This window comes from Gilliamella mensalis (assembly GCF_900103085.1).
Lineage (GTDB): Bacteria > Pseudomonadota > Gammaproteobacteria > Enterobacterales > Orbaceae > Gilliamella > Gilliamella mensalis.
The window spans coordinates 46,122-71,241 of the sequence record NZ_FMWR01000010.1; the positions used below are offsets into that span (position 1 = coordinate 46,122).

The following is a 25,120-nucleotide window of genomic DNA, read 5'->3' on the forward strand; positions in this document are numbered from 1 at the left end:
TTAAAGGTATTTTATGAGTATCGATGCAACAAAATCCGTGACAAGCATATCAGGACTACTTAACCGTGATGTAGTGAATGAACAACAAAAAAATCAAACAGCATCTGTACCTACCCAAAACAGTACTAATGCAAGCACTACCGTGAGTATCACTCAAAACTCAATGAATCTGTTGCATTCAACTGATAAAGATATTGATATAGAAAAAATTGATAAAATAAAACAAGCCATTACCAACGGTACATTAGTTATTGATACCCATAAAATTGCAGATAAATTAATTAATCAATTACTGCAACATATTTAGAATAAGTCAGAATTACAGGGATATATAAATGTTAGAGCTCGATGACATCCTAAACCAAATAACCGAAATGTTACAAACACTCTCAGAAATTCTACAAACAGAACAACAAATACTAATTGATAATAGTTCAACAAATCAGTTAAATGAAATTATTAATAAAAAAAGCCAGTTATTGATTCAATTAAAGTTACTGGATGAAAAACGCGTAACATTAAGTAAACAATTAGGTATTCATCCCCCCTATAACGACAATCCAACCATTGCAGCGCATTGGCTATCTATCACAGACACAACAAAATTATTAGCTAATATAAATCGTGATAATGGATTAATCATCCAAAATCGTATGAATATTACCCAGCAATCGATTAACTATCTTAAAGGCATAAACAGTCCAGTTGTTTATACCAATAATGGCTATCAACAAGCCGATGTAATCTCATCAAAACGAGCCAAAGTTTAACGGAGAATTAATATTTGTTGATGGTAAAGGCGATAAATACCGCCAAAAATGCCCTCTTATTAAGCCAATAATTCGTGAGTAATTAGGTCATACTGTTAGGCGTGTAAACTCTAATTAAACGATGAAGTTTTATTTGATTCCTCATGGCTGACGATAATGATCTAGATAAAAGCGAGCATCCCACCGATAGCAAAATAAAAAAGGCTAGAGAAAAGGGACAGATCCCTCGATCTCGCGAGTTAACTTCGTTGATAATCTTATTAATAGGCATCTCTTTGTTTGGATTAATGGGGTCACATTTAGTTAACCAGTTAATCACCATCATAAAATCAGCAATGATGTTTTCGTATAAAACAGGCGATGATAAATTGATCGTCTTTAATTTAATTAACTTGTTAACCCATGGCTTTTGGTCAATTGTGCCAATTTTTTTTGGTTTAGTTATTGTTGCCATATTCGCACCACTTTGTGTGGGAGGACTACTATTTAGTCTGCAATCAATTAAACCCAATTTTAATAAATTAAATCCTATCGCTGGTTTTGGCAGATTATTTAGTACTAAAATCTTTTCTGAGTTACTAAAAAGTCTACTTAAAGTTATTTTAATTTCTATCGCATCAACGTGGTTTTTAATGCACCATTTTTCTGACCTGCTTGCGTTACCCCATATGTATTTAAATAATGCATTAGCTAAAGCCATCCAGTTAGTGATTTTTTGTGGAATGTTAAGCGTTATATCGTTAATACCCATGGTTGGTTTTGATATTTTTTATCAAATATGGAGCAATTTGAAAAAATTGAAAATGTCAAAACAAGAAATTAAAGATGAGTTTAAAGAACAAGAAGGAAACCCACAAATTAAAGGGCGTATTCGCCAAATGCAACAAGCGATTGCCAGACGCCGAATGATGAAAGATGTGCCAAAAGCCAATGTCATTGTGACCAATCCAACCCATTATGCGGTTGCTTTACAATATGATGAAAAAACCATGATTGCACCAAAATTACTAGCAAAAGGAACAGATAACATTGCGCTACGCATTAGAGAAATTGCTACTGAATATAATATACCTCTATTAGAAGCACCACCTTTAGCTAGAGCGTTATACCGCCATGGTGAAATAGGTGAAACGATTCCAACAGAATTATATACCGCAGTTGCACAAATTTTAGCTTGGGTATATCAATTAAAACATTGGCATAAATATGGTGGCAATAAACCAATCGCACCCGATAATTTACCCATTCCTGAGTCATTATCCGTAAATAAATAAAGGCAATTACTCATTTTATGATTAAATCTAAACTACTTACATTATTATCGCTTAATACGTTAAAAAATGGCCATTATCAGATATTGGCAGGTCCAATGCTAATCTTATTGATTCTTTCAATGATGGTATTACCACTTCCTGCCTTTATTTTGGATCTGTTTTTTACGTTTAATATTGCTTTATCAATTATTATATTAATTGTGGCATTATTTACTAAACGAGTGCTTGATTTTGCAGCATTTCCAACTGTCTTATTATTTGCAACGTTATTAAGATTATCATTAAACGTTGCCTCAACACGAGTCGTTTTACTAAAAGGTCACACTGGTAGCGCTGCTGCGGGACGGGTGATTGAAGCTTTTGGACACTTTTTAGTAGGCGGTAATTTTGCTATTGGTATCGTCGTATTTATCATTTTGGTTATCATCAACTTTATGGTTATCACCAAAGGGGCAGGTAGAATAGCTGAAGTGGGTGCACGCTTTGCATTAGACGGCATGCCAGGCAAACAAATGGCCATTGACGCCGATCTCAATGCCGGCTTAATTGGTGAAGATGAAGCCAAAGCACGTCGAGCCGAAGTATCCCAAGAAGCAGATTTTTATGGTTCGATGGATGGTGCCAGTAAATTTGTACGTGGTGATGCAATTGCCGGATTATTAATAATGGCCATTACCATTATTGGCGGCTTGCTAGTTGGGGTTGTGCAACATGATATGGCGCTATCTGATGCAAGTAAAACCTATGTGTTACTGACCATTGGTGATGGCTTGGTTGCACAAATACCGTCCCTGATTATTTCAACAGCAGCAGGGGTTATTGTTACGCGAGTTACATCGCAAGATAACATTAGTAATCAAATGATTACCCAGCTTTTTAACAATCCGCAAGTATTAATTTTAACCGCTGTTGTAATTGGTTTACTTGGGCTAATTCCGGGCATGCCAAATTTAGTTTTTTTACTCTTTACTGCTATCTTATCCATTATCTCTTGGTGGCTAACTAAACAGAAAAAAACAGAACAGACAGCCGCGCCTAAACAAGCTAATGTGCAAGCAACCACGCCAGCCAATATTGAAGCGACATGGTCTGATGTCAATATTGAAGATATATTAGCCATGGAAGTTGGTTATGGATTAATACCAATGGTCGATCAAACTCAAAATGGAGAGTTGTTAGGGCGAATTCGTAGTTTACGCAAAAAATTTGCTCAAACATTGGGTTTTTTACCCCCTCAGGTGCATATAAGAGACAATCTTTCGTTAGCACCTTATCAATATAAAATATTTATCAAAGGCGGGGAAATTGGCAAAGGTGAAATTGTGAATAATAAATGGCTAGCCATTAATCCCGGCAATGTCATCGAAACGATTGAAGGCACACCAACAACCGAGCCCGCCTTTGGGTTACCAGCGGTATGGATAGATGCAAGCGATAAAGAAAATGCACAAATATTAGGTTATACCGTTGTGGATACCAGTACGATGATCGCAACACACTTCAACCATTTATTACAACAATTTGCTAGTGACTTATTAGGACGCTTAGAAACCCAAGAACTACTCGATAGAATAAAACAGGATATTCCAAAATTAGTAGAAGACTTTATTCCAGGCGTTGTGACATTAACCACCTTTCATAAAATACTGCAAAATTTAATCGCCGAAAAAGTGTCAATTCGAGATATGCGAACTATTATTGAAACAATCTGTGAGCATGCGCCAACTCAAAATGATGCTTATCAGCTACTTAGTATGGTAAGAATAGCTTTAGGCAGAGTTATTACACAACAATGGTTCCCTGGCTCTGATCCAATTAATGTCATAGGATTAAATATCAATTTAGAACGTTTGTTATTACAAGCACTGCAAAATACCAGCAATTTTGAACCGGGACTTGCCGAACACATTATTGAACAAATCAGACAAGCCATTAATCAACAAGATGCCATCGGCGCTCCACCGGTATTATTAGTTAATCATGCATTAAGACCGATGTTATCGCAATTTTTAAGACCTAACTTTCCTCAATTAGTGGTGCTATCGAATTTAGAAATTACCGATAATCGAGAGATAAAAATGACTTCGCAAGTTGGTGCTGAATAGTAATGCTTTTATGCTAATAATGTGTAGTAATTACTCGCATTATTTACAGTAATTAGAAAAAATACGGTCATAAATATCGATAAAAAACCAAAATAACGCCATATCACAGACAAGAGATATGGCGCGATATCATAAAGAAAACTAACCTTCACTGATTTAGCTAAACGTTTTATGGTCAGTTATTTGACCATCTATAACGTGCTAAAGAAAGCTCAATGAAAGCTATCTATCCCCCCTTAACCCGTGAGAACCTGATAAAACCATCGGTTATGGAATTAAACGTTTGGTTAAAGTTGAACGGTTCACTTTTTAGGTGATATTTTTTGTAAAAAATATTCAGGATTCTATACCGTTTCAAGCTTAAGAAAGCCGAAAAAAGTGATACACGCTTTAATTGAAATATTGAAGTTACCGAATTAACTCTGCGCAAAATAACAACGTTTCTAAACTGCCTATACGGCATTGAAGCTATTACCACGGTGTGGAGCGAAAACGTACACTTTCTAAACTGCCTATACGGCATTGAAGACCGCCCCGTTTATATTCATACTGTCATCGTATTTCTAAACTGCCTATACGGCATTGAAGACTATAGTCGGTGAAGGTTTCTACTAATTGAATTTCTAAACTGCCTATACGGCATTGAAGTTTTATCAATAACAAGCTCTTTGTAGCCGTCATTTCTAAACTGCCTATACGGCATTGAAGTAGAATTTTATCTCAATAGTTCCTTATTATAAAAGAGCATATTGCACTTTACCCAATTTTTACCCTTTTTTTGTCTCTATTTTAATATCAATAATAATCAATATGTTAAAATCATCCCCAAAAAAAGGGTTAGAAATTTAAAAATCGGGAACTGTTGCGGTTTGGCTTAGTCCATAGCTATTAAAGTTGCCTTGTACTGGCTCTAGGCATTTTTCTTGTTTTATCCACAAAATAAATTTTTGCCCTGTACTTTTACTATGCAAATGAAGGTGTGGATATTGCAAATGAACGCTTCCCCACTTTTCAATCATTTTATTTTTCACTTCAGGTGTCCATTTTCCCTGTGCTGTTAATCGTTTTTCGGCACGCCTTAACGCACTTTGACCTTTAGGGTTAACTCGGCTAAAACGTAAATAGCCTTTTATCGTCGTCGGTACGGTTTTGATAGGCATCAGTAAAGCATAATCGCTAATTGATGATTTTTGCTGTATATCTGCTTTAAGGTTTTGCAACTCCTGCTCGGTGCCCAATAGGCGAATCACTCCGCCTAATGTTTGGTGCACTCTGTAACAAGGAAAGCTAATTGCGATATTGCCTTGGTGATTGACCAAAATTTGGTGTAATGATTGCATCACTTGATTCATCACATCCACTTCGGTTATCTCAATTTGCGAAATCGCTCGCAACTCTAAATAATGTGAGTGCATCTTATTTACTCCTTACCGCTGGCACCAAATACACCACCACGAATTAATACTGCAATCACATAATGTTGCTGATCAAGCGCTGGTTTTTCACCTTTTAAAACCCAATTATCAAATAGGGTATAAAAGTCTGATTTCTGTTTTGGTTGGCGAAAAGCATGCCCCATTGAAGTGACCGAGCCATACGGTTCTATCGCTATTGGAAATTGTGCATTATCTTCATACCAAGTATCGATAGTTCGAATTGCATTACTGATTTTTTGTGAATGCATGGCGGCTTGTTGGTTCTTCTCATACAATACTTTACTCTTTGTTTTACCCGTATCTAGGATTAATTCTTGTGACGGATAGACTTCTTGACCTAAGCCCATTTTCAGTTTGGCTTCAACGTTAAAAATCACAAACTCTTTACCGGATAATCCAGCCTCAATCAGTTTGGCAAGATCATTCACCGATTTATCATCATAATCAAATACATTAAGCTGGTATTGTTTAACATCGCTGACTTCAATAAATGGTTTTTTATCATTTTTTCGAGTAACTGAAAGGCTAATGTGCTCCGCGGTCATACGATTACGCCATAACCAACGACCATTTAAGATATTAATGGCATAACGCTTAGCCAAGTTAAGCATTCCTTGCGTTTGAATATAATCCTGCGTTGTTTTTTCTAGTTCTTTTTGATATTCAATATCATTACACACGGAAGGTTTACCTAAAAATGGCAACACTTTACAGCTCCATGTCACGACCAAAGTATCTTTATCGGCATCTAACGCAGCAACATCAACTGTTTGTAAATTTGGCTTTTGTATTTCAGCATCTAATTTGGTTGGATCGTTTGCAACTGCATTTTTAAGACGATTTGAAATAGTGCCTCGGACTGATTTTTCAGTGACTGTAACAGGAGATAATTTATTGGAATCCGTATTATCTTGCTGTGCAAAAATCGCATCAGAAATATCAAAACTACGTTCAAAAGCAAGTACGCTGGCGGTGGTGATTTTATCTTTACTCATAATGTATTCCTTATTCTATAATTTTCTAAATTTACTTAATTGGTTTCTTGATTAATAACATAAATTTCTGCATCATTAGATTGCAATTCACTGCGTTTATAACGCCAAAAAGCCTGTGATAAATTCTCTTTCAAGCGTAAAGGAAAGACCCATTTACCGAGCCCATAAATACACTCCACAAATTGCGTGGCATGCTCATTACTGCGCGCATGTTCAACCTTACCTGCTGAAAATAGTGGCGAAATAGCTTGATAGCCCAAATGTAAAGGCACAAGCCAACCGCGCCCTTGTTTAACCGATGTGGTTTGCCAGTGATCTTTTTCTTGAGGATAATGATGTAACATTGCGGTTTCAATCAAGGCATCAAGCGCTGTAGCATTAGGATCTTGTTGCTGTAATTCCGCAGTGATATCTTGTAAATCTTGTGGTGCTTCAACTAAAACAAAAGCTGGTAATAGTAAATTAGCTAAATCAGCATCTGATTCATCAGAAGAAATTAACTTGACATCCCCAATAGATACTACATGACCACCGGCTATACGTTGTTGGTAAAGTTTTTGTTTCATCTGTTGGATAAAGGCTTTCTGTTGCTCAGCATCATATAATGTTTCTAAATCTTCTATTCTCACTTCGATTAATAATGATACATCAAGATGTACTCGACCTTCTTCAATAATTGAACGAGTACTACCATTTTTAGCTAGTGGATTTCGTGTTAATCGAAAAGTATAATCCGCATAGTTGTTTGGCCGATAAACTTGTACATCACATTCATGACATGCAATTAACACACCATCTAAGTAAATAGGATTTTCTGATTCAATTTTACGACTTAAAGCATGAATAGCGCCTAAAAATCCAGAAATAGCTGGGAATCCATACGTTAATGGGCTAGAAATTGCATTAGCATTATGAATTTTGACATGATCAAAAAATAAATAATAATCTGGTAATGCCATTAAAATATTCCCTCCCGTTTACGTTGACTTGCTTTTACCGCTGCACTAAATTCGCGGCGCCATTCGCTAAATTCAGGATCGGCAAATTGCTGTTTAATATTTTTAAATTTTTCTTTTAAAGTATTTTGAACCCACTTGGCAAAACTCTTTTCTAAACTTTGTTGCCAATCGCCTTGTTCATACTGCTTTTTAAAATCCTCTTCATTCTCTAATTGGGCTCGCTGTGGATCAAGCCAAAGTTTTTCATGAAAGTAGAGAGAATAATCACGGCTCCAACCGGCTGGTTGAGTAGTTTGAATATGGCGAGCAAACTTAAGTAGTAATGATAAAATCACCGCAAACGCATCTTTACGATCATCTCGTTCTTCTACAATATTTTTTGGCGATTCAACCATATCAAACAGTAATTTAAAACCAAATCGGCAGAAATATTGCAATGTATGATTGAAAATAGTTTCTTGTTGTTTGCCTACCATTGGAAATGGCGAGTTTTTGAATTTAGGAGGTATGGAGGGCAATAAAAAATTACGCCCCATTTGACTACCAATAAGTTGGCTTGCATTTTGAGCATTACTGCCACCGAGCCTAACAACAGCCAGCTCGTGAAAAGAAAAATAAGGTTGATGCTCAACATCCTTTTTTCGGCGCAGTTCTCGTGCATTTTTATTTTCTTCCGAAAATCGTGTTTGTACCTTTTTATAAACTAAATGACACAAAGCACTAGGATGTAATGGAATCAATAAACGGTAATTATGTTCTTGCTGTGATAAATAAGTTTCTTCACTATTAGGCCAGAAAAATTGCTTATTAAGTTCCGAAGCCTGCGCATCACTCCAATTATCTCTAAGTAACTGCTGAAAATTTTCCAAATAAAGAGCAGATTTATTTTTATCATCAGATAAAGCTTCTTGAACAGCAGGGTGATTATTAATAATAAGCTGTAAAATTGTTATATCATTTTTAACAGTTTGATTTAGTAATCCAAATATATCTAAGGATGCAGCGCTACCTGTTGCATCAAAAGGCAGGACATTTACTGTAGAAGATGATACAAAATTACCTAAAGTATCAGGTTTTACCTGAGTATTATAATTAGCATTACAAGCCTTAGAGCTAGGGTGAATTCCCTTGGAGAGATGCGTTGCGATAAGAAGCCATGAAATACGACGAATAGCCGCATCTTCCATCCACGTTTCAAAATCAAACCTTTTAGCAAGTTCAGCTAACTTTTGCTGAGCTTCATTCACTGCGACCTGATCGCCTGCTTCTTTTGCTTTTTCTAGCTTAGCGGTTTCGCTTTTATAGCTACTATTATTGGCAAGTCGCTGTTGCAGAAAATCTAAAATTACTTTTCTTATATCTTGCCAAGAAATATTATCCATTTTCCCTCCTTATTTATCTTAAATTTTAATATAATTAGAATAAAATAACCCTTGCTAAAAATCAAGCAAATAACACAAAAAATAATCTAAAAATAAAAAATAAAAAAGAAAGAATCAAAGAAAAATTTAATACTTAACAGGAATAAAATCAAAAATAATTATGAAAGAATCAATACGATAAATAAAACTAGCTAATTTATACTGTCCAAGATTAACACTTTTATAGACCGCTTATTCAGCGGTAAAATTCACTTCAAAGAAAAGTAAATACTTAACATTTCTCAGCAACCTACTCGGTTGTCAGAGCTCAGTATAAAAGAATTACCTCACTTTTACTAGCAACCATTATTCACCTGACGATATTTTGTCAAAAAGTTTCAGGTAACTATATGTTTCAGTATAAAAACAAGATTCTTTTATCCTTGCTTTTTATAAAATCCAAAGTAAGGATGAAAATACCAACTGTAATTACGATATAAGTTTACGCTACAAAATTCATTCGCTAATCGATATGGCGTTTTATTTGGGAAATATTCGGCTATTTTTGCTATGGCTTGCTCGACACTATTAATTAGCCAAGGTTGGATGCTAGGATTATCAAGTGACCAGTTTTTATATTCAATTATACTATTTTGGGTATCTTTACAGCAGTCATCTGGTGTTTGCCATGCGATATCTGCATAGCTAAATTGGTAATTTCCATCATCGTCAAGTTGGCAAATATATTCATCTTGTGTCTCATCATTCCCTCTAAATGGTGAAATCGCCTGTAAATGCACACAATGGTGATGAGCTAAACCTTGTTGCCAATAGCTGGTCACATAATTACTTTTACGGGCATTAATCGCAAACAGATCTGCCATGACCTTATGTTCTAATTCAGCTAGCGTTAGTCCATCTTCAGGGCAAGAATGAATACGTGGAACCGCATCAACATTTACTAACTGATGCTCAGGAATTAGTTCATTTGTTTTATGGGTTTTCAGCAAGAATAATGGCTCTTCTTCAAAACCCGGTTTAGTAAAACAGGCTTTATCCGTACGATACTTAGATTCAATTGCTTTTAAATTCGAGCCTAATATGGCCACATTGGCCTTTTGTGCAATTTTTTGTGGCCGGTGACGCCATACCCGTCCAACTAACTGAATAATAGATCGCATGGATGAGGGTTCTACAATTGCCCAATCATAATCGTGATCACGCCCGACTTCGGTGACTGGCGTGCCTATCACAATAAAGATATGGTTTTCTTTATTGCTACTTTTTATAGCCTGGAAAATTTCGGGTTGGTTAAATAGTGCTTGTTCATCACTGCGATTTAAAATTCTATCGAGTTTTTCTTCTAATTGGCTACGCAATAACAGCAGTTGCCGAGCATGATAGACCACGATATGAAAAGCGGTATCATTAGGCAACTTCTTTTGTTCATAAATTTGTTGTGTAAGTGAAATAACATCTTCTATATGGGCAAAACGCATTAAACCAATACTAACTTTTTTTTGTGATTTTTTATCTATTTGATGATGATCTTGGTGAAATTGATAAGCTTGATCTAATAGTTGTTTAGCCAGCACACCATAATCGGTTTTTGGGTTTTCTGTTTTATTTTCTTGGTAATTTAATAGATCTAAAATATGCCCTTTACGGCGGATTGCACTTTGTGCTAATTGATGAATGCGCATTGCTACAAACTGTTGATGGTGATCGCTAAACGCTTTAGTATCAGCAATTTGTGATATCGACTGTTGATATTCATCAAACCAGCCACATACAATGGTATTATCGGCATATTGATTATTTTGATTCCAAATTTTTCGCCCTGCTTGGTAAGCGTCAAATAATCCGGCAATTAAATCTGGTGTTAAAGTCGCCGATGACAGCAGTACTTTGCTCCCAAACAATCCGGCTAAATGCACTAAACGCGCTAGCGCTGGCAAGTCGTGTTGATCAAAATCATCGGGTTCATCTAAAATCAGATCTGAGGTTAACAATCTTAACGTTGGTGCAATATATTTACCGCCTCGCGTACATTCGCTCGCTTGAATAATATGGTCAATAGTGCATGTCACAATGGGCGCATAGAGTAATTGTTTTGCTTTACTGTTTTCGATAATGGTGCCTAATTCACAATCAGCAATACCACTTTCTGCTACATCAATATATTCATCAATTAATGATTCGATGGATTCACTACCTTGGTTTTCTGAATTTTTTGGAGAATCGTTTTGTTGTATTTCTTCATTACTTAGCTCAAACAAGGTTTTTGTGGCTCGCCCACCCACTAAAATCGCCAGATGTTCATCACTTAAGTGTAATCTTTCTCTTAATGCTTTACCTGTTTGCAACGTTAAAACACGTAATCCCAATGCAATGGTAAAACGAACGCCCCGTTTTGGATTTGAAAGCGCATACATAATCCGCCCATTGGCTAAGGTTTTACCACAGCCAGTCGATGCCATGTTAACACCAAAAAAGCCACATTCATCAGATTGTTGTTGATAACTTTTTGCTAAATCAAAAGCATGATTTTGCCATTGGAATCGTTTTATAGTTGTTCGTTTGGTAAAAGGTTTATGTTGATTGATTGCGGGTAATTCCGTGGTTATTTTAGGTAATAAACGAGCAAAACGGGCTGAAAAATTAGCAACACCGACCAAATGATCATCCAAACACTGTTTGGCTTCTTTTTGGTAATTTGTGTTGGCAATCAGTATTGCCCTATTTTTTTTTGCCTCGTCATTTGATAAAGATAAACTTGAGTAGTTATGATCAGCCACCATTAAGCTTAAACGTGAAATATGCAATAAAAACGCGTCAATATTAGACAATTGCATTAAGGGAACATGATTTAGGGCTTTGGTTGCATAACGGCTTAGTTTTTTCAGCCAAAGCTGACTTAAGGTAATATCGCTTTTAAGCTGCCAAAAATCATCGGGCGAAGTATGCTGACTATGACTATTTTTAACCCACCCATCAACTGCATTCAATATTTTATAAAAGGTAGTTATTTTTAAGCCTGAGAGATATGAATCTTTTTCTTGTTTCTTTTTTTTATCACCATCTAATGAAGTCGTTAAAAACGGCATTCTATGATGCGACACAATGAGCCACGCAATCCATTGTGCCAATAATGGTAACTGCGTAAGATCATTTTTTTCAACTTTGGTAAGCTGCTTGTACCAATTAGGATGTTGTTGTTGATATTGAGTAAAATGCGCTAATCGATTAAATAAGGCTTCGTTGGTGGTGCAGTCTTGAATCATTAATAAAAATAATTGCAACGAAATCCATTCATGTCGATAAGGATCAGCCGCCACAGCCGTTTCTGCTCGTAATTTAGATTGAAAACCAATCGTTGCTTTACCTAAATCATGAAGTAGTGCCGCTATGGTAGTAATTAATTGAATGGCGGTTGCATATTGCCAACAATTTTCGCTGTCACTGCGTAAAATATTACGTTTAGTACGATTAGTTGGGACTCGTCCTTCTTGATTAAACTGACTGCGATCACCCACAATCCACAAAAGATCAGTTAAATTTTTACCATGTGTCCAATAACATGCAACAGCAGTATTTTTGCGTGCGGTTTTGCGTAATAATTTATAAAGCGTTTGTAGCCCAGCTTCGGTCATTGGGCTTTGCCATGTTCGTTCACCGCAGCGCTCAGCGAACTGATCAATTATGCGACGCGTTTCGGTTAATGCATTCTTTTTGCATTGACTAACAAGTAAAATATTCATATTTGATCTGCTATCTGTTTTAAAGTATCAATAATCCTATCAAGTGCACCTAATTGGGCAAATTGCGCAATACATGCCATACGAAATTCTTTTTCACTGTCGCCTTGTTTGGCTGATAAAAAAGCTTGAGGTAATACAATGCCATCTTTAATAATATCTGCCGCATCAAAAACTAAGCCACCACGCCGAGTTTTTCCGTGTAAAATAGCCAGCCCATGTGGTAAACCTAATACCCAACAAGCCGTTGCGCCAAGACCATAGGCTAAATAGTTACCATGATCTAAAAATTGATTAGCGGGATCATGACTTTTACCTCGTGTGCCTTGTTCTCGTTTAAATTTGTCATCTTGTAAGGTTAATTGATTTGCCATGCCATAAAGACGTTTGCTAATACGCCCTTCTGCAGCTAAAAGAGCTTGGCTGTTATCAACATCGGTAAATTGTTGTGTTGCATCAGTAAGAATATGCGCTAACTGCGTTTTATCAACATCCCAATCAAATTGTGGCCAACATTCACTAATAATATTAAGCCGTGTTTGTTGCAATAATTTAGCTGCTTGTAATCGACGTTTGTCATCAAACCAAAATTGACACCAGCTTTGTAGGTATTGTGTCGGGCGATATTCACTTTGTGGCGAGAAAAACTGGCAGGCAAATTCAGATTCAGTAGATGAAAATAGAGGCGTTCCGCCTCCGCCACAAAAACCAATCATAACACCTGCTCGTGAAAGCTCTCGCACTGCCGCTTGCGTCAATGATGTTCCCGTACCTAATAAAATACAGGTGGTATTTGCTATTGGGATATTCCAATATAACGACTGCTGACCTTGCTCAGTCACATACTCAACTCGTCCACCATTAACCAAAACACGACAATGTTCTAAATAATAAATATTGGCTCGCTTGGAATGCATGATCGTTTTTAGATCAGAAGAATGAATCATATCCATGATGATAACTGATTAAATTAATTGAAATATAGCCAATAAATTAACATTATTTTATATGAAAAACGAGCATTTTATTGTCTATTACGAGCAATTGAGTTATTGCAAAGTTATTAGATTATGGCAGGGATTTTTAAAGACGAGCATTGCTCGTCTTTATCTTTTTGTTTATCAATAAAGTTGCTGTAATGGCGTTACAGTTTGTGCTGGATCGTAATCTAGCGCTGCAGTTGTAGCATAAGCAGCATTCATGGTGGTATCGTAATGTACCTTATATTGAATGGCACTTCGACGCAATATTTTTGATGCTTCAATGGCTGCTCGTCCAGAAGTGGTATTAAGAATGTAGCTATATTCGCCATTTTTTATATGGTCATGGATATTTGGTCGCCCTTCGTTTTCTTTTTTTACAATTTGGCATGGTATATCTGCTTGTTGTAACACTTTTGCCGTGCCGATAGTTGCATCGATACTAAATCCATGCGCAATTAATCGTTTAGCAACTTCTAACAGCCTTGTTTTATCCTGATCACGAACCGATAATAATGCTTTTCCTGATTTTTTCATATTCGATAGGCTACCAAGTTGCGCTTTAGCAAAGGCTTCAGCAAAGGTTTTACCGATCCCCATCACTTCACCCGTTGAGCGCATTTCTGGACCTAAGATTGGATCAACACCACTGAATTTATTAAATGGCAATACCACTTCTTTTACTGAATAATAAGGAGGGATCACCTCTTTAGTCACATGTTGCTTGGCAAGTGATTGCCCTGTCATGACACGAGCGGCAATTTTAGCCAATGGTAAACCTGTTGCTTTTGAGACAAACGGTACGGTACGTGCTGCACGAGGATTAATTTCAATCAGATAAATTTGGTTATCTTTGATGGCAAATTGTCCATTCATTAAGCCTTTTACATTAAGTTCAAGTGCCAATTGTTTGGCCTGCTGTCGTAGTTTGTCTAAAATCTCTGCACTTAAGGTGTGAGTTGGTAGTGAGCAAGCGGAATCGCCAGAGTGAATGCCTGCTTGTTCAATATGTTCCATAATGCCACCAATCACAATTTGTTCGCCATCAGCAATCACATCAATATCAACTTCAATGGCATCATCTAAAAAGTGATCGAGTAAGACTGGTGCATTATTTGATTCGCTTACTGCGGTTTTAAAATAACGCCTTAAATCTTGTTCATTATAGACAATTTCCATTGCGCGCCCCCCTAATACATAAGAAGGTCTAACCACTAATGGATAACCTATTTTTTCTGCTTTGATGACTGCCTCATTAATATCGGTCACTGTTGCGTTGACAGGTTGTTTTAATTTCAGTTTATCGACGACTTCTTGAAAGCGTTGACGATCTTCGGCTTTATCTATAGCATCGGGTGAGGTACCAATAATTGGTAGGCCAGCGGCTTCAAGCGCACGAGCAAGTTTTAGCGGTGTTTGTCCACCGTATTGCACAATAACACCATTTGGTTTTTCAACATGTGCAATTTCAAGCACATCTTCAAGCGTAACTGGCTCAAAATAGAGGCGGTCAGAAGTGTCATAATCGGTTGACACAGTTTCGGGATTACAGTTAACCATAATGGTTTCATAACCATCCTCACGCAGAGCTAATGCCGCATGCACACAGCAATAATCAAACTCAATACCTTGTCCAATTCGATTAGGACCACCACCTAGGATCATAATTTTTTTACGGCTAAATTGAGGATTAGCTTCACACTCTTGCTCATAGGTTGAATAAAGATAAGCGGTATCTGTTGCAAATTCAGCTGCACAGGTATCTACCCGCTTATAAACAGGGTGAATATGATATTGATGACGTAAATCGCAAACCGATTGCTCAGTAGTATTAAGTAGTTTGGCAATGCGTAAATCTGAAAAACCTTTACGTTTTAATTGCCATAATGTTTCTTGATCTATCTGTGCTAGTGACTGCTCTTTTAGCTTGTTTTCAAAATTAACTAGCTCTTCAATTTGCACCAAAAACCAACGATCTATATTGGTTAATGTAAAGATCTCATCTAAACTCAATCCAGCCCTAAAGGCATCGGCAATATACCAAATACGATCGGCACCCGCTTCTTGGAGTTCATAACGAATTTTAGTGATATTTTTTTCATCGGTATAATCATCAATTTTAGGATCAAAACCTGAAGCGCCAACTTCAAGCCCTCGCAATGCTTTTTGTAATGATTCTTGGAAAGTACGCCCAATAGCCATGACTTCACCAACCGATTTCATTTGCGTGGTTAAACGATCGTTACAGCCCGCAAATTTTTCAAAATTAAAGCGTGGGATTTTAGTGACCACATAATCAATCGACGGTTCAAATGAGGCAGGGGTTTTACCGCCAGTAATATCATTAGATAATTCATCAAGAGTGTAACCAACTGCCAACTTAGCTGCAATTTTAGCAATTGGAAAACCGGTAGCTTTAGAAGCTAACGCTGATGAACGTGATACTCGCGGATTCATCTCAATAACAATTAATCGTCCAGTTTTAGGGTCGACCGAGAATTGCACATTGGAACCACCAGTTTCAACGCCAATTTCACGCAGTACGGCAATTGATGCATTACGCATGATTTGATACTCTTTATCTGTCAATGTTTGTGCTGGCGCAACGGTAATTGAATCACCGGTATGAATCCCCATTGGATCGAAGTTTTCAATTGAGCAAACAATAATGCAATTGTCATTTTTGTCTCGCACCACTTCCATTTCATACTCTTTCCAACCTATTAATGACTCATCGATGAGCAGTTCATTAGTCGGTGAAAGATCGAGCCCACGGGTACAGATTTCGTCAAATTCTTCCGTGTTATACGCAATTCCACCTCCTGTGCCACCCATGGTAAAGGACGGGCGAATTATGCAGGGAAAACCAACTTGCTCAAGAACGGCATACGCTTCTTTAAGCGAATGAGCAATGCCTGATCTTGCAGTATCAAGACCAATTTTTTTCATAGCCTCATCAAAACGTTTACGATCTTCGGCTTTATCTATAGCGTCGGCTGTTGCGCCAATCATTTCGACATTAAACTCTTTTAATACGCCTTGTTTTTCAAGCTCTAATGCACAGTTTAATGCTGTTTGCCCCCCCATGGTTGGTAAAATAGCATCGGGTCTTTCTTGTTCAATAATCTTGCGAACACATGTCCAATCAATTGGCTCGATATAAGTGGCATCGGCCAATTCAGGATCCGTCATGATAGTAGCAGGATTAGAGTTAACTAAAATAACGCGATAGCCTTCTTCACGTAGTGCCTTACAAGCTTGTGCACCAGAATAATCAAATTCACATGCTTGACCAATAACAATTGGGCCTGCGCCAATAATTAATATACTTTTGATATCTGTTCGCTTAGCCATAATTATTGCTCCTGCTTATAAATTTTAATTAACTCAATAAAGTGATCAAAAAGAGGTGCGGCATCATGCGGCCCGGGACTGGCTTCTGGGTGACCTTGAAAGCTAAAAGCTGGTTTTTGGTTGTGATGAATACCTTGCAGTGAACCATCGAACAGTGATTTATGCGTCACGCGTAAATGAGCGGGTAAACTTACTTCATCTACTGCAAAACCATGGTTTTGTGCGGTAATCATCACCTGATTATTTTCCAGATCTTTCACAGGGTGATTTCCGCCATGATGACCAAACTTCATTTTTATCGTTTTGGCACCACATGCCAGCGCTAAAAGTTGATGGCCTAAGCAGATGCCAAAGATAGGAATATCAGTGTTTAAAAACTGCTTAATAGCCTCAATTGCATAACTGCAAGGAGCGGGATCACCTGGACCATTAGATAAAAATATTCCGTCAGGCTTTAATGCAAGGACTTCTTTTGCTGTTGTTTTAGCTGGTACGACTGTTAATTTACAACCACGCTCAACTAACATGCGCAAAATATTGCGTTTTACGCCAAAGTCATAGGCAACAACATGGTATGGTAATTGAGTCTCTGGTATTGGATTAGTCTGCTGTTGTTGCCCTGTCCATAATATGCCTTCAGTCCAAATATAACTTGTTGAACATGTCACTTCTTTAGCTAAATCAAGCCCACTTAATCCTTTAAAATTTATCGCCTGCTGTTTGGCTATTTCGGCTTTTTCAAGTAAGGTCTTTTTATCCGTTGCCGTTATGATAACACCATGCTGTGCTCCTTTTTCACGCAAAATACGCGTTAAGCGCCGTGTATCAATATCAGCAATGGCAATAACATTATGCTTTTTTAAATAGCTGGAAAGATCGAGTTCGCTTCTGTAGTTGCTAGCTAATAATGGCAAATCACGAATAACCAGCCCTTTTACATAAACTTGACCGGATTCGGCATCATCATCATTTGTCCCTACATTACCAATATGAGGATAGGTCAATGTAACCAATTGTTCACAGTAAGAGGGATCGGTAAGAATTTCTTGATAGCCGGTCATTGAGGTATTAAAAACCACTTCTCCAACAGTTTGACCATCAGCACCAATGGATTTTCCGATAAATTGCGAACCATCTTGTAACATAAGCAGGGCATAAGTTTGCATGATTTAAAAGACCTTTTGAATAATTTATCGATATTTTTGAATATAAATTCAAATTCATTTATCTATAAAGATATAATAATTGACCATTTTATTACAATTTTTTGTACAAAAGAAGCAATATCATAAAAATTATCTTAATAAATAAGTCTAATTTTTTAGACACCTCTCAATATAAAGATAAAATATTGGGATTATTATAATGTTTAACTTGAATTTGCATAATTATTCAAATAGAATTATTTGAATAATTACGGTTATTAGGAGCAATATTATGCACGGTTTTTATCAGCGCCATTTTTTACGATTACTCGACTTTAGCCCTAGTGAAATCAATCAATTAATTAATCTTGCTATTGAATTAAAACAAGCCAAACAACAAGGGCAAGAACAACAACATTTGATAGGTAAAAATATTGCATTAATTTTTGAGAAAGACTCTACCCGTACTCGTTGTGCTTTTGAGGTTGGTGCATTTGATCAAGGTGCTAATGTCACTTATTTAGGACCAAGTGGTAGTCAAATTGGGCATAAAGAGTCAATTGCAGATACCGCGCGCGTACTGGGTCGAATGTATGACGGAATTGAGTATCGGGGTTATGGTCAACAAATTGTTGAAACGTTAGCAAAATATGCAGGGGTGCCAGTTTGGAATGGTCTGACGACCGAAGCACATCCAACCCAAATATTAGCCGATTTTATGACAATGAAAGAGCATATAGAAGATCGCCCATTAAGTAGTATTAAATTTGCCTATTTAGGCGATGCTCGGAATAATATGGGAAATTCATTAATGGAAGGTGCTGCGTTAATGGGGATGGAAATTCGATTAGTGGCCCCAAAAGCTTGTCAGCCGGAAGCCGAACTTGTGCAAAAATGCCAAGATATTGCCAAAACAACCGGTGCCAAAATTATCTTAACTGAAGATGTTACTTTGGGTGTTAAAGATGTTGATTTTTTATACACTGATGTATGGGTCTCAATGGGGGAGCCAAAAGAAGTCTGGGATGAACGAGTTAAATTATTAACGCCTTATCAAGTAAATGAAAATGTAATCAAACTTACCAATAATCCCAATGTCAAATTCATGCACTGCTTGCCAGCTTTTCATGATACCAATACGACAGTGGGCAAACAGATGGCAGCACAATATGGTTTAATCAATGGGCTTGAAGTAACTAATGACGTATTTGAATCTGAGCATAGTATTGTATTTGACGAGGCGGAAAACAGGCTACATACCATTAAAGCGGTAATGGTTGCAACATTAACCAAAGACGAATAATATTATCACAATCAATACAAAGGTGTTTTGTTAAAATAAGCGCCTTTCTTTTTGCCGACTTAATGTCGGCATAATTTTATCTAAAAAGAATATTGAATCATGACCAAACAAGAGCGAAATAAAGATTTTAAAAAATACCTAAAACTGACCAATCCCATTCATTTTTTAGCAGTAGGATTGGGTAGTGGCATGTCACCGATTATGCCAGGTACCATGGGTTCATTAATGGCAATCCCGTTATGGCTTTTGTTTTATGGATTACAGCCAGCTTTATACTGGATATTTATTTTAGTGACTTTTATTTTTGGTTGTTTTATTTGTCAAAAAACCTCGGATGATACACATACTCACGATTCAGGGCATATCGTTTGGGATGAATTTGTCGGCATGTGGATCACCTTATTTTTTATTCCGCAACTTTCAGTTATGTGGGTTGCCATAGCTTTTGTGGCATTTAGAGTGTTTGACATGGCAAAACCTTGGCCAATTCGCTGGTTTGATAAACGTGTACCGGGTGGATTTGGCATTATGGTAGATGATGTGCTTGCCGCTATCTTTTCATCATTCACCGTTTATGCCATGACATTGATTATTTAAGATGAAATTTTATACTAAAACACATACTTTCCTGAAAGTTTTTGACAAAATTAGACTAAAACATCTTTTGTGACCAACCTAATTTGGTTGAAAGATTATTAAAGTAATCATAATCTTTGGTATGAATCAAATTAAATTCATACGATGAACGACGAATAATTACATCCTGTGTTGGTTTGACCGGTAAAATAATTTGGCTATCACAGGCAATATTTATATCAAGCGCAGTCGTTGGAAATTTAAGATGAATAGGATTATCTCCCTTAATAACTAATGGTCTAACTGCTAACGAATGCGGAAACATTGGTGTAATAATTAATGCGTCTAAATGAGGCGCTAAAATAGGTCCACCCGCTGATAGTGAATAGGCAGTAGAGCCTGTCGGTGTTGCAATAATCAATCCATCAGCCCGCTGTGAAAACGCATTGCGTTCATTAATGTAAACATCATAGTCAATCATATGGGCAACCGTATTGGGGGTCACAACAATTTCGTTCACAGCAAAACTTGAATTAATTAAATTGCCTTCATCATAAATAGAAACTTCTAGTAAAAAGCGAGGGTCATTGTCATATTCGCCGGCAATCACTGGGCTTAATTGTTCAATCACTTGTTCGTGTGATATGTCGGTTAAAAAACCTAAATTGCCACGATTGACACCGATCACTTTAATTTTATATGGAGATAAGTAACGCGCAGAACGTAACATATTGCCATCCCCCCCCACAACAATGGCGAGGTCAGCTTGCTGGCCAATTGTTTCTAAAGAAGCATAATGGCTAACGGGAAATTGAATATGGTCCTCCAAGCGCTCTTCAACTAACACACGAATACCAAGTTTAACAAGCCAATCATAAAGCACTTGATGGGTTTCAATTGCTTCTAACTTACGCGGAAGTCCGATGAGACCAATGCATTTAAATGGAGTTTGCATAAAATATCCTTGTAATTTTTTACATAAAAAATATGTATTTTTTCGTCACAGGTCAAAAAATTACATATCAATGTGCCAATAAGCTTGTAATCATAAAAATTGTCCCCATAATAACCGTTATTCACTAAGTTTTCGACTACATTATTTGGAGTACCTTATGACAGAACAAGATAAAAATACGTCAGAAAATGAAACTAGCATTGACACACCAGCAGAAGAAACAATCGAACAACAAGCAGCGTCACAACCTAATTTTGAAGAGCAATTAAAAGCGAAAGAAGTTCGCATTACAGAGCTTGAGCAAGCATTGCAATTAGCGAAAAAAAATGAAAGCGAAGCGATGATTCGTGCACGAGCTGAAATTGATAATGTTCGTAAACGTGTTGAGCAAGATGTTGATAAAGCACGTAAATTTGCACTAGAAAAATTCTCTAATGAATTATTACCAGTTATTGATAATCTAGAACGCGCTTTAGAATCAACAGACAAAGCTAATCCAGAACATAAGGCCACTGTGGAAGGGTTAGAATTGACATTAAAATCATTCTTAGATACGGTCAAAAAATTTGGTATTGAAGTAATTAATACCGAAGATTCACAATTAAATCCTGATGTACACCAAGCAATTAGCATGGTTGAATCGCCAGAACATCAATCAGGTCAAATCGTTAATACCATTCAAAAAGGTTACACCTTAAATGGTCGTTTAATTCGTCCTGCGATGGTCATTGTTGCTAAATAGTTTAGTTTAAATCGATAACCGCCAACCATTTTGGCGGTTAATTTTATTTATTCCGTTGTTCTTCACGAGCAAGCTTTTTCATTTTTTGCTCGATTCGTTGACGTTTTAATGGTGAAAGATAATCAACAAATAGTTTACCTTTTAAGTGATCCATTTCGTGTTGAATACAGATAGCAAGTAGTTCATCGGCGTCAATTTCATAAGGATTGCCATTACGATCAAGTGCTTTAATTTTGATTTTTTCAGCCCTTGGTACAAACCCGCGACAATCAGGTACTGATAGGCAACCTTCTTCAATACCGGTCTCACCTTCTTGGCTAATAACTTCTGGATTGATAATCACATAAACTTGACTTTTATCTTCTGATACATCAATCACAATAATTTGCTCATGCACATCCACTTGAGTTGACGCAAGGCCGATTCCGTTTTCGGCGTACATAGTTTCAATCATATTATCAATGATCGTTTGTAACTCTGGTGTGAACTGGGTAACTGGCTTAGCAACTTTGCGAAGTCGCTCATCAGGGAAACGTAATACCGGTAAAATAGCCATAAATTCTTCGATCTACTCCTCAGATTTCGGGTTTATTCAAACTTTTGCACATTGTAAACATTTATCATACTGATGAATAGTCTTTGTTGGCTATTACTAGTATTTATCTTATCAATTCAAGATAGTTAAATTATTTAACATGAGAACAAAAAAGTTATGATGAGTAAATATGAGTTCTTATTACGAATTTCAATGCTTGGACATGGCAAACAAGCCATTTTTGAAAAAATTGGACAACTTTTTGCAAACAATTTACCAAGTTGCATACAAGATGTTTCTATTTTGCTAGATAAACTGGGATTTTCGGATGTTCAATTAACGCTTTTTTATGAAACTTCATATTTGCATTTTGAACCAGTCCTTGAATGGTTAGATTCACCCTACCCACAAAAACACCTTATTGCCTATTGTGATAGTGATTATCCATTGCTACTCAAACAAATTAGCTCTCCGCCTTTATTATTGTTTGTTTTAGGTAATCGACAGCTATTGTATTCCCCTCAACTAGCTATGGTTGGAAGCCGTGAATTTAGTGAATATGGGGCCCAATGGGGGCGATATTTTGCTGGCGAACTGGCTATGAATGGTTTAACAATAACCAGTGGTTTGGCGCTAGGGTTAGATGCGATTTGCCATCGTGGTGCGCTTGAGGTATCTGGTCATACGATTGCAGTTTTAGGTAGTGGTTTAGCAAAAATTGCACCACGATCAAATTTAAACTTAGCTAATGATATTTTAGCTCAAGATGGTGCCATTGTGTCCGAATTTTTGCCGTTTGAAAAGGCTAGATCGGTCTATTTTCCTCGTCGAAATCGAATTATTAGTGGATTAAGTTTAGGTACCTTTGTAATTGAAGCTTCAGAGAAAAGCGGGTCGTTAATTACTGCGCGCTATGCACTTGAGCAAAATCGCGATATCTTTGCCTTACCTGGTGATATTAATAATGAAAACTGTAGTGGAACACACTATTTAATTAAACAAGGTGCCTATTTAGTTTCTAAACCGGCTGACATTTTAGAGCATTATTGTCGTTATTTATCGGTAGCAAATAGCTCGCATAATCAGTTTAAAGAAGAACAAAATAATTCTATTTTATATCCTGAAATTTTTGCTGTGATTCATCATCAACCTATTCCGGTTGATATTATTGCTCAACAAGTAAATATGTCCATTCCGGAAGTAACAATAAAATTATTAGATATGGAATTAGCCGGATTAATTAAAACGGTAACCGGAGGTTATATTCGCAATAGATTAATTTAAAATAGCCGTATTTATGTTAAAAATTTTTAGGAAAGCATGCAGCTAAGTACAAAATCCGCCGATATAAATCGGCGGTAATAATCCGTTTTTTATTTATCTTCAATTTCCAGAGCTATTTCAGATAAGATAATACCAGTGTTATCTGCATAGACAAAATCACCCGAAAAGAAAGTTACTCCGCCAAAATTAATACGAATATCGATTTCACCAACACCTTGATCTTCAGCACCAACTGGAATTGCTGCCAATGCTTGAATACCAATCTCGGCTTCAGCCAGATAATCAACTTGACGAACAGCACCATAGACAATAATCCCTTCCCAATGATTTTGAACGGCCATATCTATTAGTTCTGCATCAATTAATGCACGACGAACAGAGCCACCCCCATCGATTACCAAGATTCTACCTGAGCCGTCTGATTGTAAAATTTCGTATAGTAAGCCGTTATCTTCAAAACATTTAACTGTTACAGCTTGACCTGAAAATGATGCAACACCACCAAAATTACTAAATATCGGTTCAACTACGTTAACATCTTCTGGGTAATAATCGCAAAGAATTGAAGTATCAAACTCCATTATCAAGTCTCCTTGTGCTGTGATATAAGTTTACTTAGTATAACGCTAACATTAAGTAAAATGATATTAAATTTAAATAAACGTGAACTAGCTCAAAATAATTCCTAAACAATAAAGTAAATTTGTCAATAAAGCAAATTTGACCATCTGTAATAATAAAGGTACAGCCTCTTTATGTGTATTAAATTGAAAAACAGCATAAATGTGCTTAATAAATAGTGGTAAGATTAGTATAAATAAACCGCTCCATACTGTTTGTAAACAGTTGTATGCAAATAAACTAAGGCAACAAAACGCAATAAGTAATAACAATAGATGATAATATCTTCCCATATTTTTACCCATTATGACCACTAATGTACGCTTATTATGATTTTGATCTATTTCTATATCACGAAGATTATTGATGTTAAGTACAGCAACAGATAATAGTCCGCAACCTAAAGCGGGTAAAATAATCGGTAAAAAAAGTACTTTGGTTTGCAAGTAGTAACTACCCATAACCCCAATCAAGCCAAAGAAAAGAAGTACTGATAGATCGCCAAATCCAATATAGCCGTAAGGTTTTTTACCTATGGTATAAGTTATGGCTGCAATAATAGATAAGAGTCCTAATAATATAAAACTAAATAACTCATAGATATTATTACAAGCAAGCATAAGTAAACTTAGCCCAAATGAAACACATAAAAAAGTATTAATCCATAATGCTATTTTTAGCTGTTTAAGTGTAATTAAGCCCAATTGTATTCCACGAGTATGGGCGGTAAGATTGTTTTGATCACACCCTTTAATTTCATCACCGTAGTCATTGGCTAGATTAGCAAGAATTTGTAATAATGAAGCGGTAATTAATGAAAATAATAGTATCCAAAAATTAAATTGGTGTTGCCAATAAGCTAACGCATTTCCTATTAATACTGCCGAAAGAGAAAGGGGCAGAGTTTGTAACCGTAAACTAATAATCCATGGATGAAATTTATTATACATTCAGTACATTATTTATA

The 25,120-nt window shown here is 36.5% G+C and carries 20 protein-coding genes and 1 CRISPR repeat array; of the genes, 8 read left to right on the forward strand and 12 right to left on the reverse strand.

The window, feature by feature from the left end; translation table 11 throughout:
* Positions 1-13 precede the first annotated feature (13 nt).
* The 4 genes from flgM to flhA all read left to right on the forward strand — a co-directional run bounded on the left by flgM (position 14) and on the right by flhA (position 4,149).
* Complete coding sequence (flgM, locus tag BQ5209_RS05625) at positions 14-307, forward strand: flagellar biosynthesis anti-sigma factor FlgM (RefSeq protein ID WP_085247571.1); 294 nt, start codon at positions 14-16, stop codon at positions 305-307.
* Between the two features lie 28 nt (positions 308-335).
* On the forward strand, positions 336-770 hold the full coding sequence (locus tag BQ5209_RS05630; protein WP_085247572.1) for a flagella synthesis protein FlgN: 435 nt from the start codon (positions 336-338) through the stop codon (positions 768-770).
* Between the two features lie 143 nt (positions 771-913).
* A complete protein-coding gene (flhB, locus tag BQ5209_RS05635) occupies positions 914-2,044 on the forward strand; it encodes a flagellar biosynthesis protein FlhB (protein WP_085247573.1) in 1,131 nt (376 codons plus the stop codon).
* A 17-nt stretch (positions 2,045-2,061) separates the two neighbouring features.
* The gene (gene flhA, locus BQ5209_RS05640; RefSeq protein ID WP_085247574.1) at positions 2,062-4,149 is read left to right on the forward strand and encodes a flagellar biosynthesis protein FlhA; all 2,088 of its coding nucleotides are present in this window, start codon (positions 2,062-2,064) and stop codon (positions 4,147-4,149) included.
* 440 nt (positions 4,150-4,589) lie between these two features.
* Positions 4,590-4,857: direct repeats of the CRISPR family, unit length 28 nt; unit sequence TTTCTAAACTGCCTATACGGCATTGAAG.
* Between the two features lie 137 nt (positions 4,858-4,994).
* On the opposite strand, the gene cas6f is transcribed toward flhA, so the two are convergent.
* The 8 genes from cas6f to carA form a co-directional block, all read right to left on the reverse strand.
* Positions 4,995-5,564: a type I-F CRISPR-associated endoribonuclease Cas6/Csy4 gene (gene cas6f, locus BQ5209_RS05645; RefSeq protein ID WP_085247575.1), complete on the reverse strand. Its 570-nt coding sequence runs from the start codon at positions 5,562-5,564 to the stop codon at positions 4,995-4,997.
* Positions 5,565-5,569: 5 nt separating this feature from the next.
* Entirely contained in the window at positions 5,570-6,580 is a 1,011-nt protein-coding gene (csy3, locus tag BQ5209_RS05650; protein ID WP_085247576.1) for a type I-F CRISPR-associated protein Csy3, read from the reverse strand.
* A 35-nt stretch (positions 6,581-6,615) separates the two neighbouring features.
* A complete protein-coding gene (gene csy2 / locus BQ5209_RS05655; RefSeq protein ID WP_085247577.1) occupies positions 6,616-7,539 on the reverse strand; it encodes a type I-F CRISPR-associated protein Csy2 in 924 nt (307 codons plus the stop codon).
* Positions 7,539-8,921 (reverse strand): type I-F CRISPR-associated protein Csy1, encoded by a 1,383-nt coding sequence (gene csy1, locus BQ5209_RS05660; RefSeq protein ID WP_085247578.1) that lies wholly within the window; start codon positions 8,919-8,921, stop codon positions 7,539-7,541. The genes csy2 and csy1 overlap by 1 nt, the downstream gene beginning before the upstream one ends.
* A gap of 416 nt (positions 8,922-9,337) precedes the next feature.
* On the reverse strand, positions 9,338-12,661 hold the full coding sequence (cas3f, locus tag BQ5209_RS05665) for a type I-F CRISPR-associated helicase Cas3f (protein WP_085247579.1): 3,324 nt from the start codon (positions 12,659-12,661) through the stop codon (positions 9,338-9,340).
* Entirely contained in the window at positions 12,658-13,611 is a 954-nt protein-coding gene (gene cas1f, locus BQ5209_RS05670; protein ID WP_085247580.1) for a type I-F CRISPR-associated endonuclease Cas1f, read from the reverse strand. Before cas1f ends, cas3f begins: the two co-directional genes overlap by 4 nt.
* 168 nt (positions 13,612-13,779) lie before the next feature.
* Positions 13,780-16,992, reverse strand: a complete 3,213-nt coding sequence (gene carB, locus BQ5209_RS05675) for a carbamoyl-phosphate synthase large subunit (protein ID WP_085247581.1) — start codon at positions 16,990-16,992, stop codon at positions 13,780-13,782.
* A 2-nt stretch (positions 16,993-16,994) separates the two neighbouring features.
* Positions 16,995-18,158 carry a glutamine-hydrolyzing carbamoyl-phosphate synthase small subunit gene (gene carA, locus BQ5209_RS05680; protein ID WP_085247582.1) on the reverse strand — a complete coding sequence of 388 codons (1,164 nt, stop codon included), beginning with the start codon at positions 18,156-18,158 and terminating at the stop codon, positions 16,995-16,997.
* Positions 18,159-18,429: 271 nt separating this feature from the next.
* Between carA and argF the strand changes: the two genes are divergently transcribed.
* The gene (argF, locus tag BQ5209_RS05685; protein ID WP_085247583.1) at positions 18,430-19,440 is read left to right on the forward strand and encodes an ornithine carbamoyltransferase; all 1,011 of its coding nucleotides are present in this window, start codon (positions 18,430-18,432) and stop codon (positions 19,438-19,440) included.
* A 99-nt stretch (positions 19,441-19,539) separates the two neighbouring features.
* Complete coding sequence (locus BQ5209_RS05690) at positions 19,540-20,037, forward strand: phosphatidylglycerophosphatase A family protein (RefSeq protein WP_085247584.1); 498 nt, start codon at positions 19,540-19,542, stop codon at positions 20,035-20,037.
* 55 nt (positions 20,038-20,092) lie between these two features.
* Here BQ5209_RS05690 and nadK read toward each other — a convergent pair whose 3' ends face one another.
* Positions 20,093-20,971, reverse strand: coding sequence for an NAD(+) kinase (gene nadK / locus BQ5209_RS05695; protein WP_085247585.1), 879 nt, complete (start codon positions 20,969-20,971; stop codon positions 20,093-20,095).
* A gap of 157 nt (positions 20,972-21,128) precedes the next feature.
* Between nadK and grpE the strand changes: the two genes are divergently transcribed.
* Positions 21,129-21,713, forward strand: a complete 585-nt coding sequence (gene grpE, locus BQ5209_RS05700) for a nucleotide exchange factor GrpE (protein ID WP_085247586.1) — start codon at positions 21,129-21,131, stop codon at positions 21,711-21,713.
* A 43-nt stretch (positions 21,714-21,756) separates the two neighbouring features.
* Here grpE and def read toward each other — a convergent pair whose 3' ends face one another.
* Positions 21,757-22,269 (reverse strand): peptide deformylase, encoded by a 513-nt coding sequence (def, locus tag BQ5209_RS05705; RefSeq protein WP_085247587.1) that lies wholly within the window; start codon positions 22,267-22,269, stop codon positions 21,757-21,759.
* A gap of 156 nt (positions 22,270-22,425) precedes the next feature.
* Between def and dprA the strand changes: the two genes are divergently transcribed.
* Positions 22,426-23,532, forward strand: a complete 1,107-nt coding sequence (gene dprA / locus BQ5209_RS05710; protein WP_208609960.1) for a DNA-processing protein DprA — start codon at positions 22,426-22,428, stop codon at positions 23,530-23,532.
* 89 nt (positions 23,533-23,621) lie between these two features.
* On the opposite strand, the gene rraA is transcribed toward dprA, so the two are convergent.
* Positions 23,622-24,113 carry a ribonuclease E activity regulator RraA gene (gene rraA, locus BQ5209_RS05715; protein ID WP_085247588.1) on the reverse strand — a complete coding sequence of 164 codons (492 nt, stop codon included), beginning with the start codon at positions 24,111-24,113 and terminating at the stop codon, positions 23,622-23,624.
* 87 nt (positions 24,114-24,200) lie between these two features.
* Positions 24,201-25,103 (reverse strand): 1,4-dihydroxy-2-naphthoate polyprenyltransferase, encoded by a 903-nt coding sequence (locus tag BQ5209_RS05720; RefSeq protein ID WP_085247589.1) that lies wholly within the window; start codon positions 25,101-25,103, stop codon positions 24,201-24,203.
* Between the last annotated feature and the right edge of the window lie 17 nt (positions 25,104-25,120).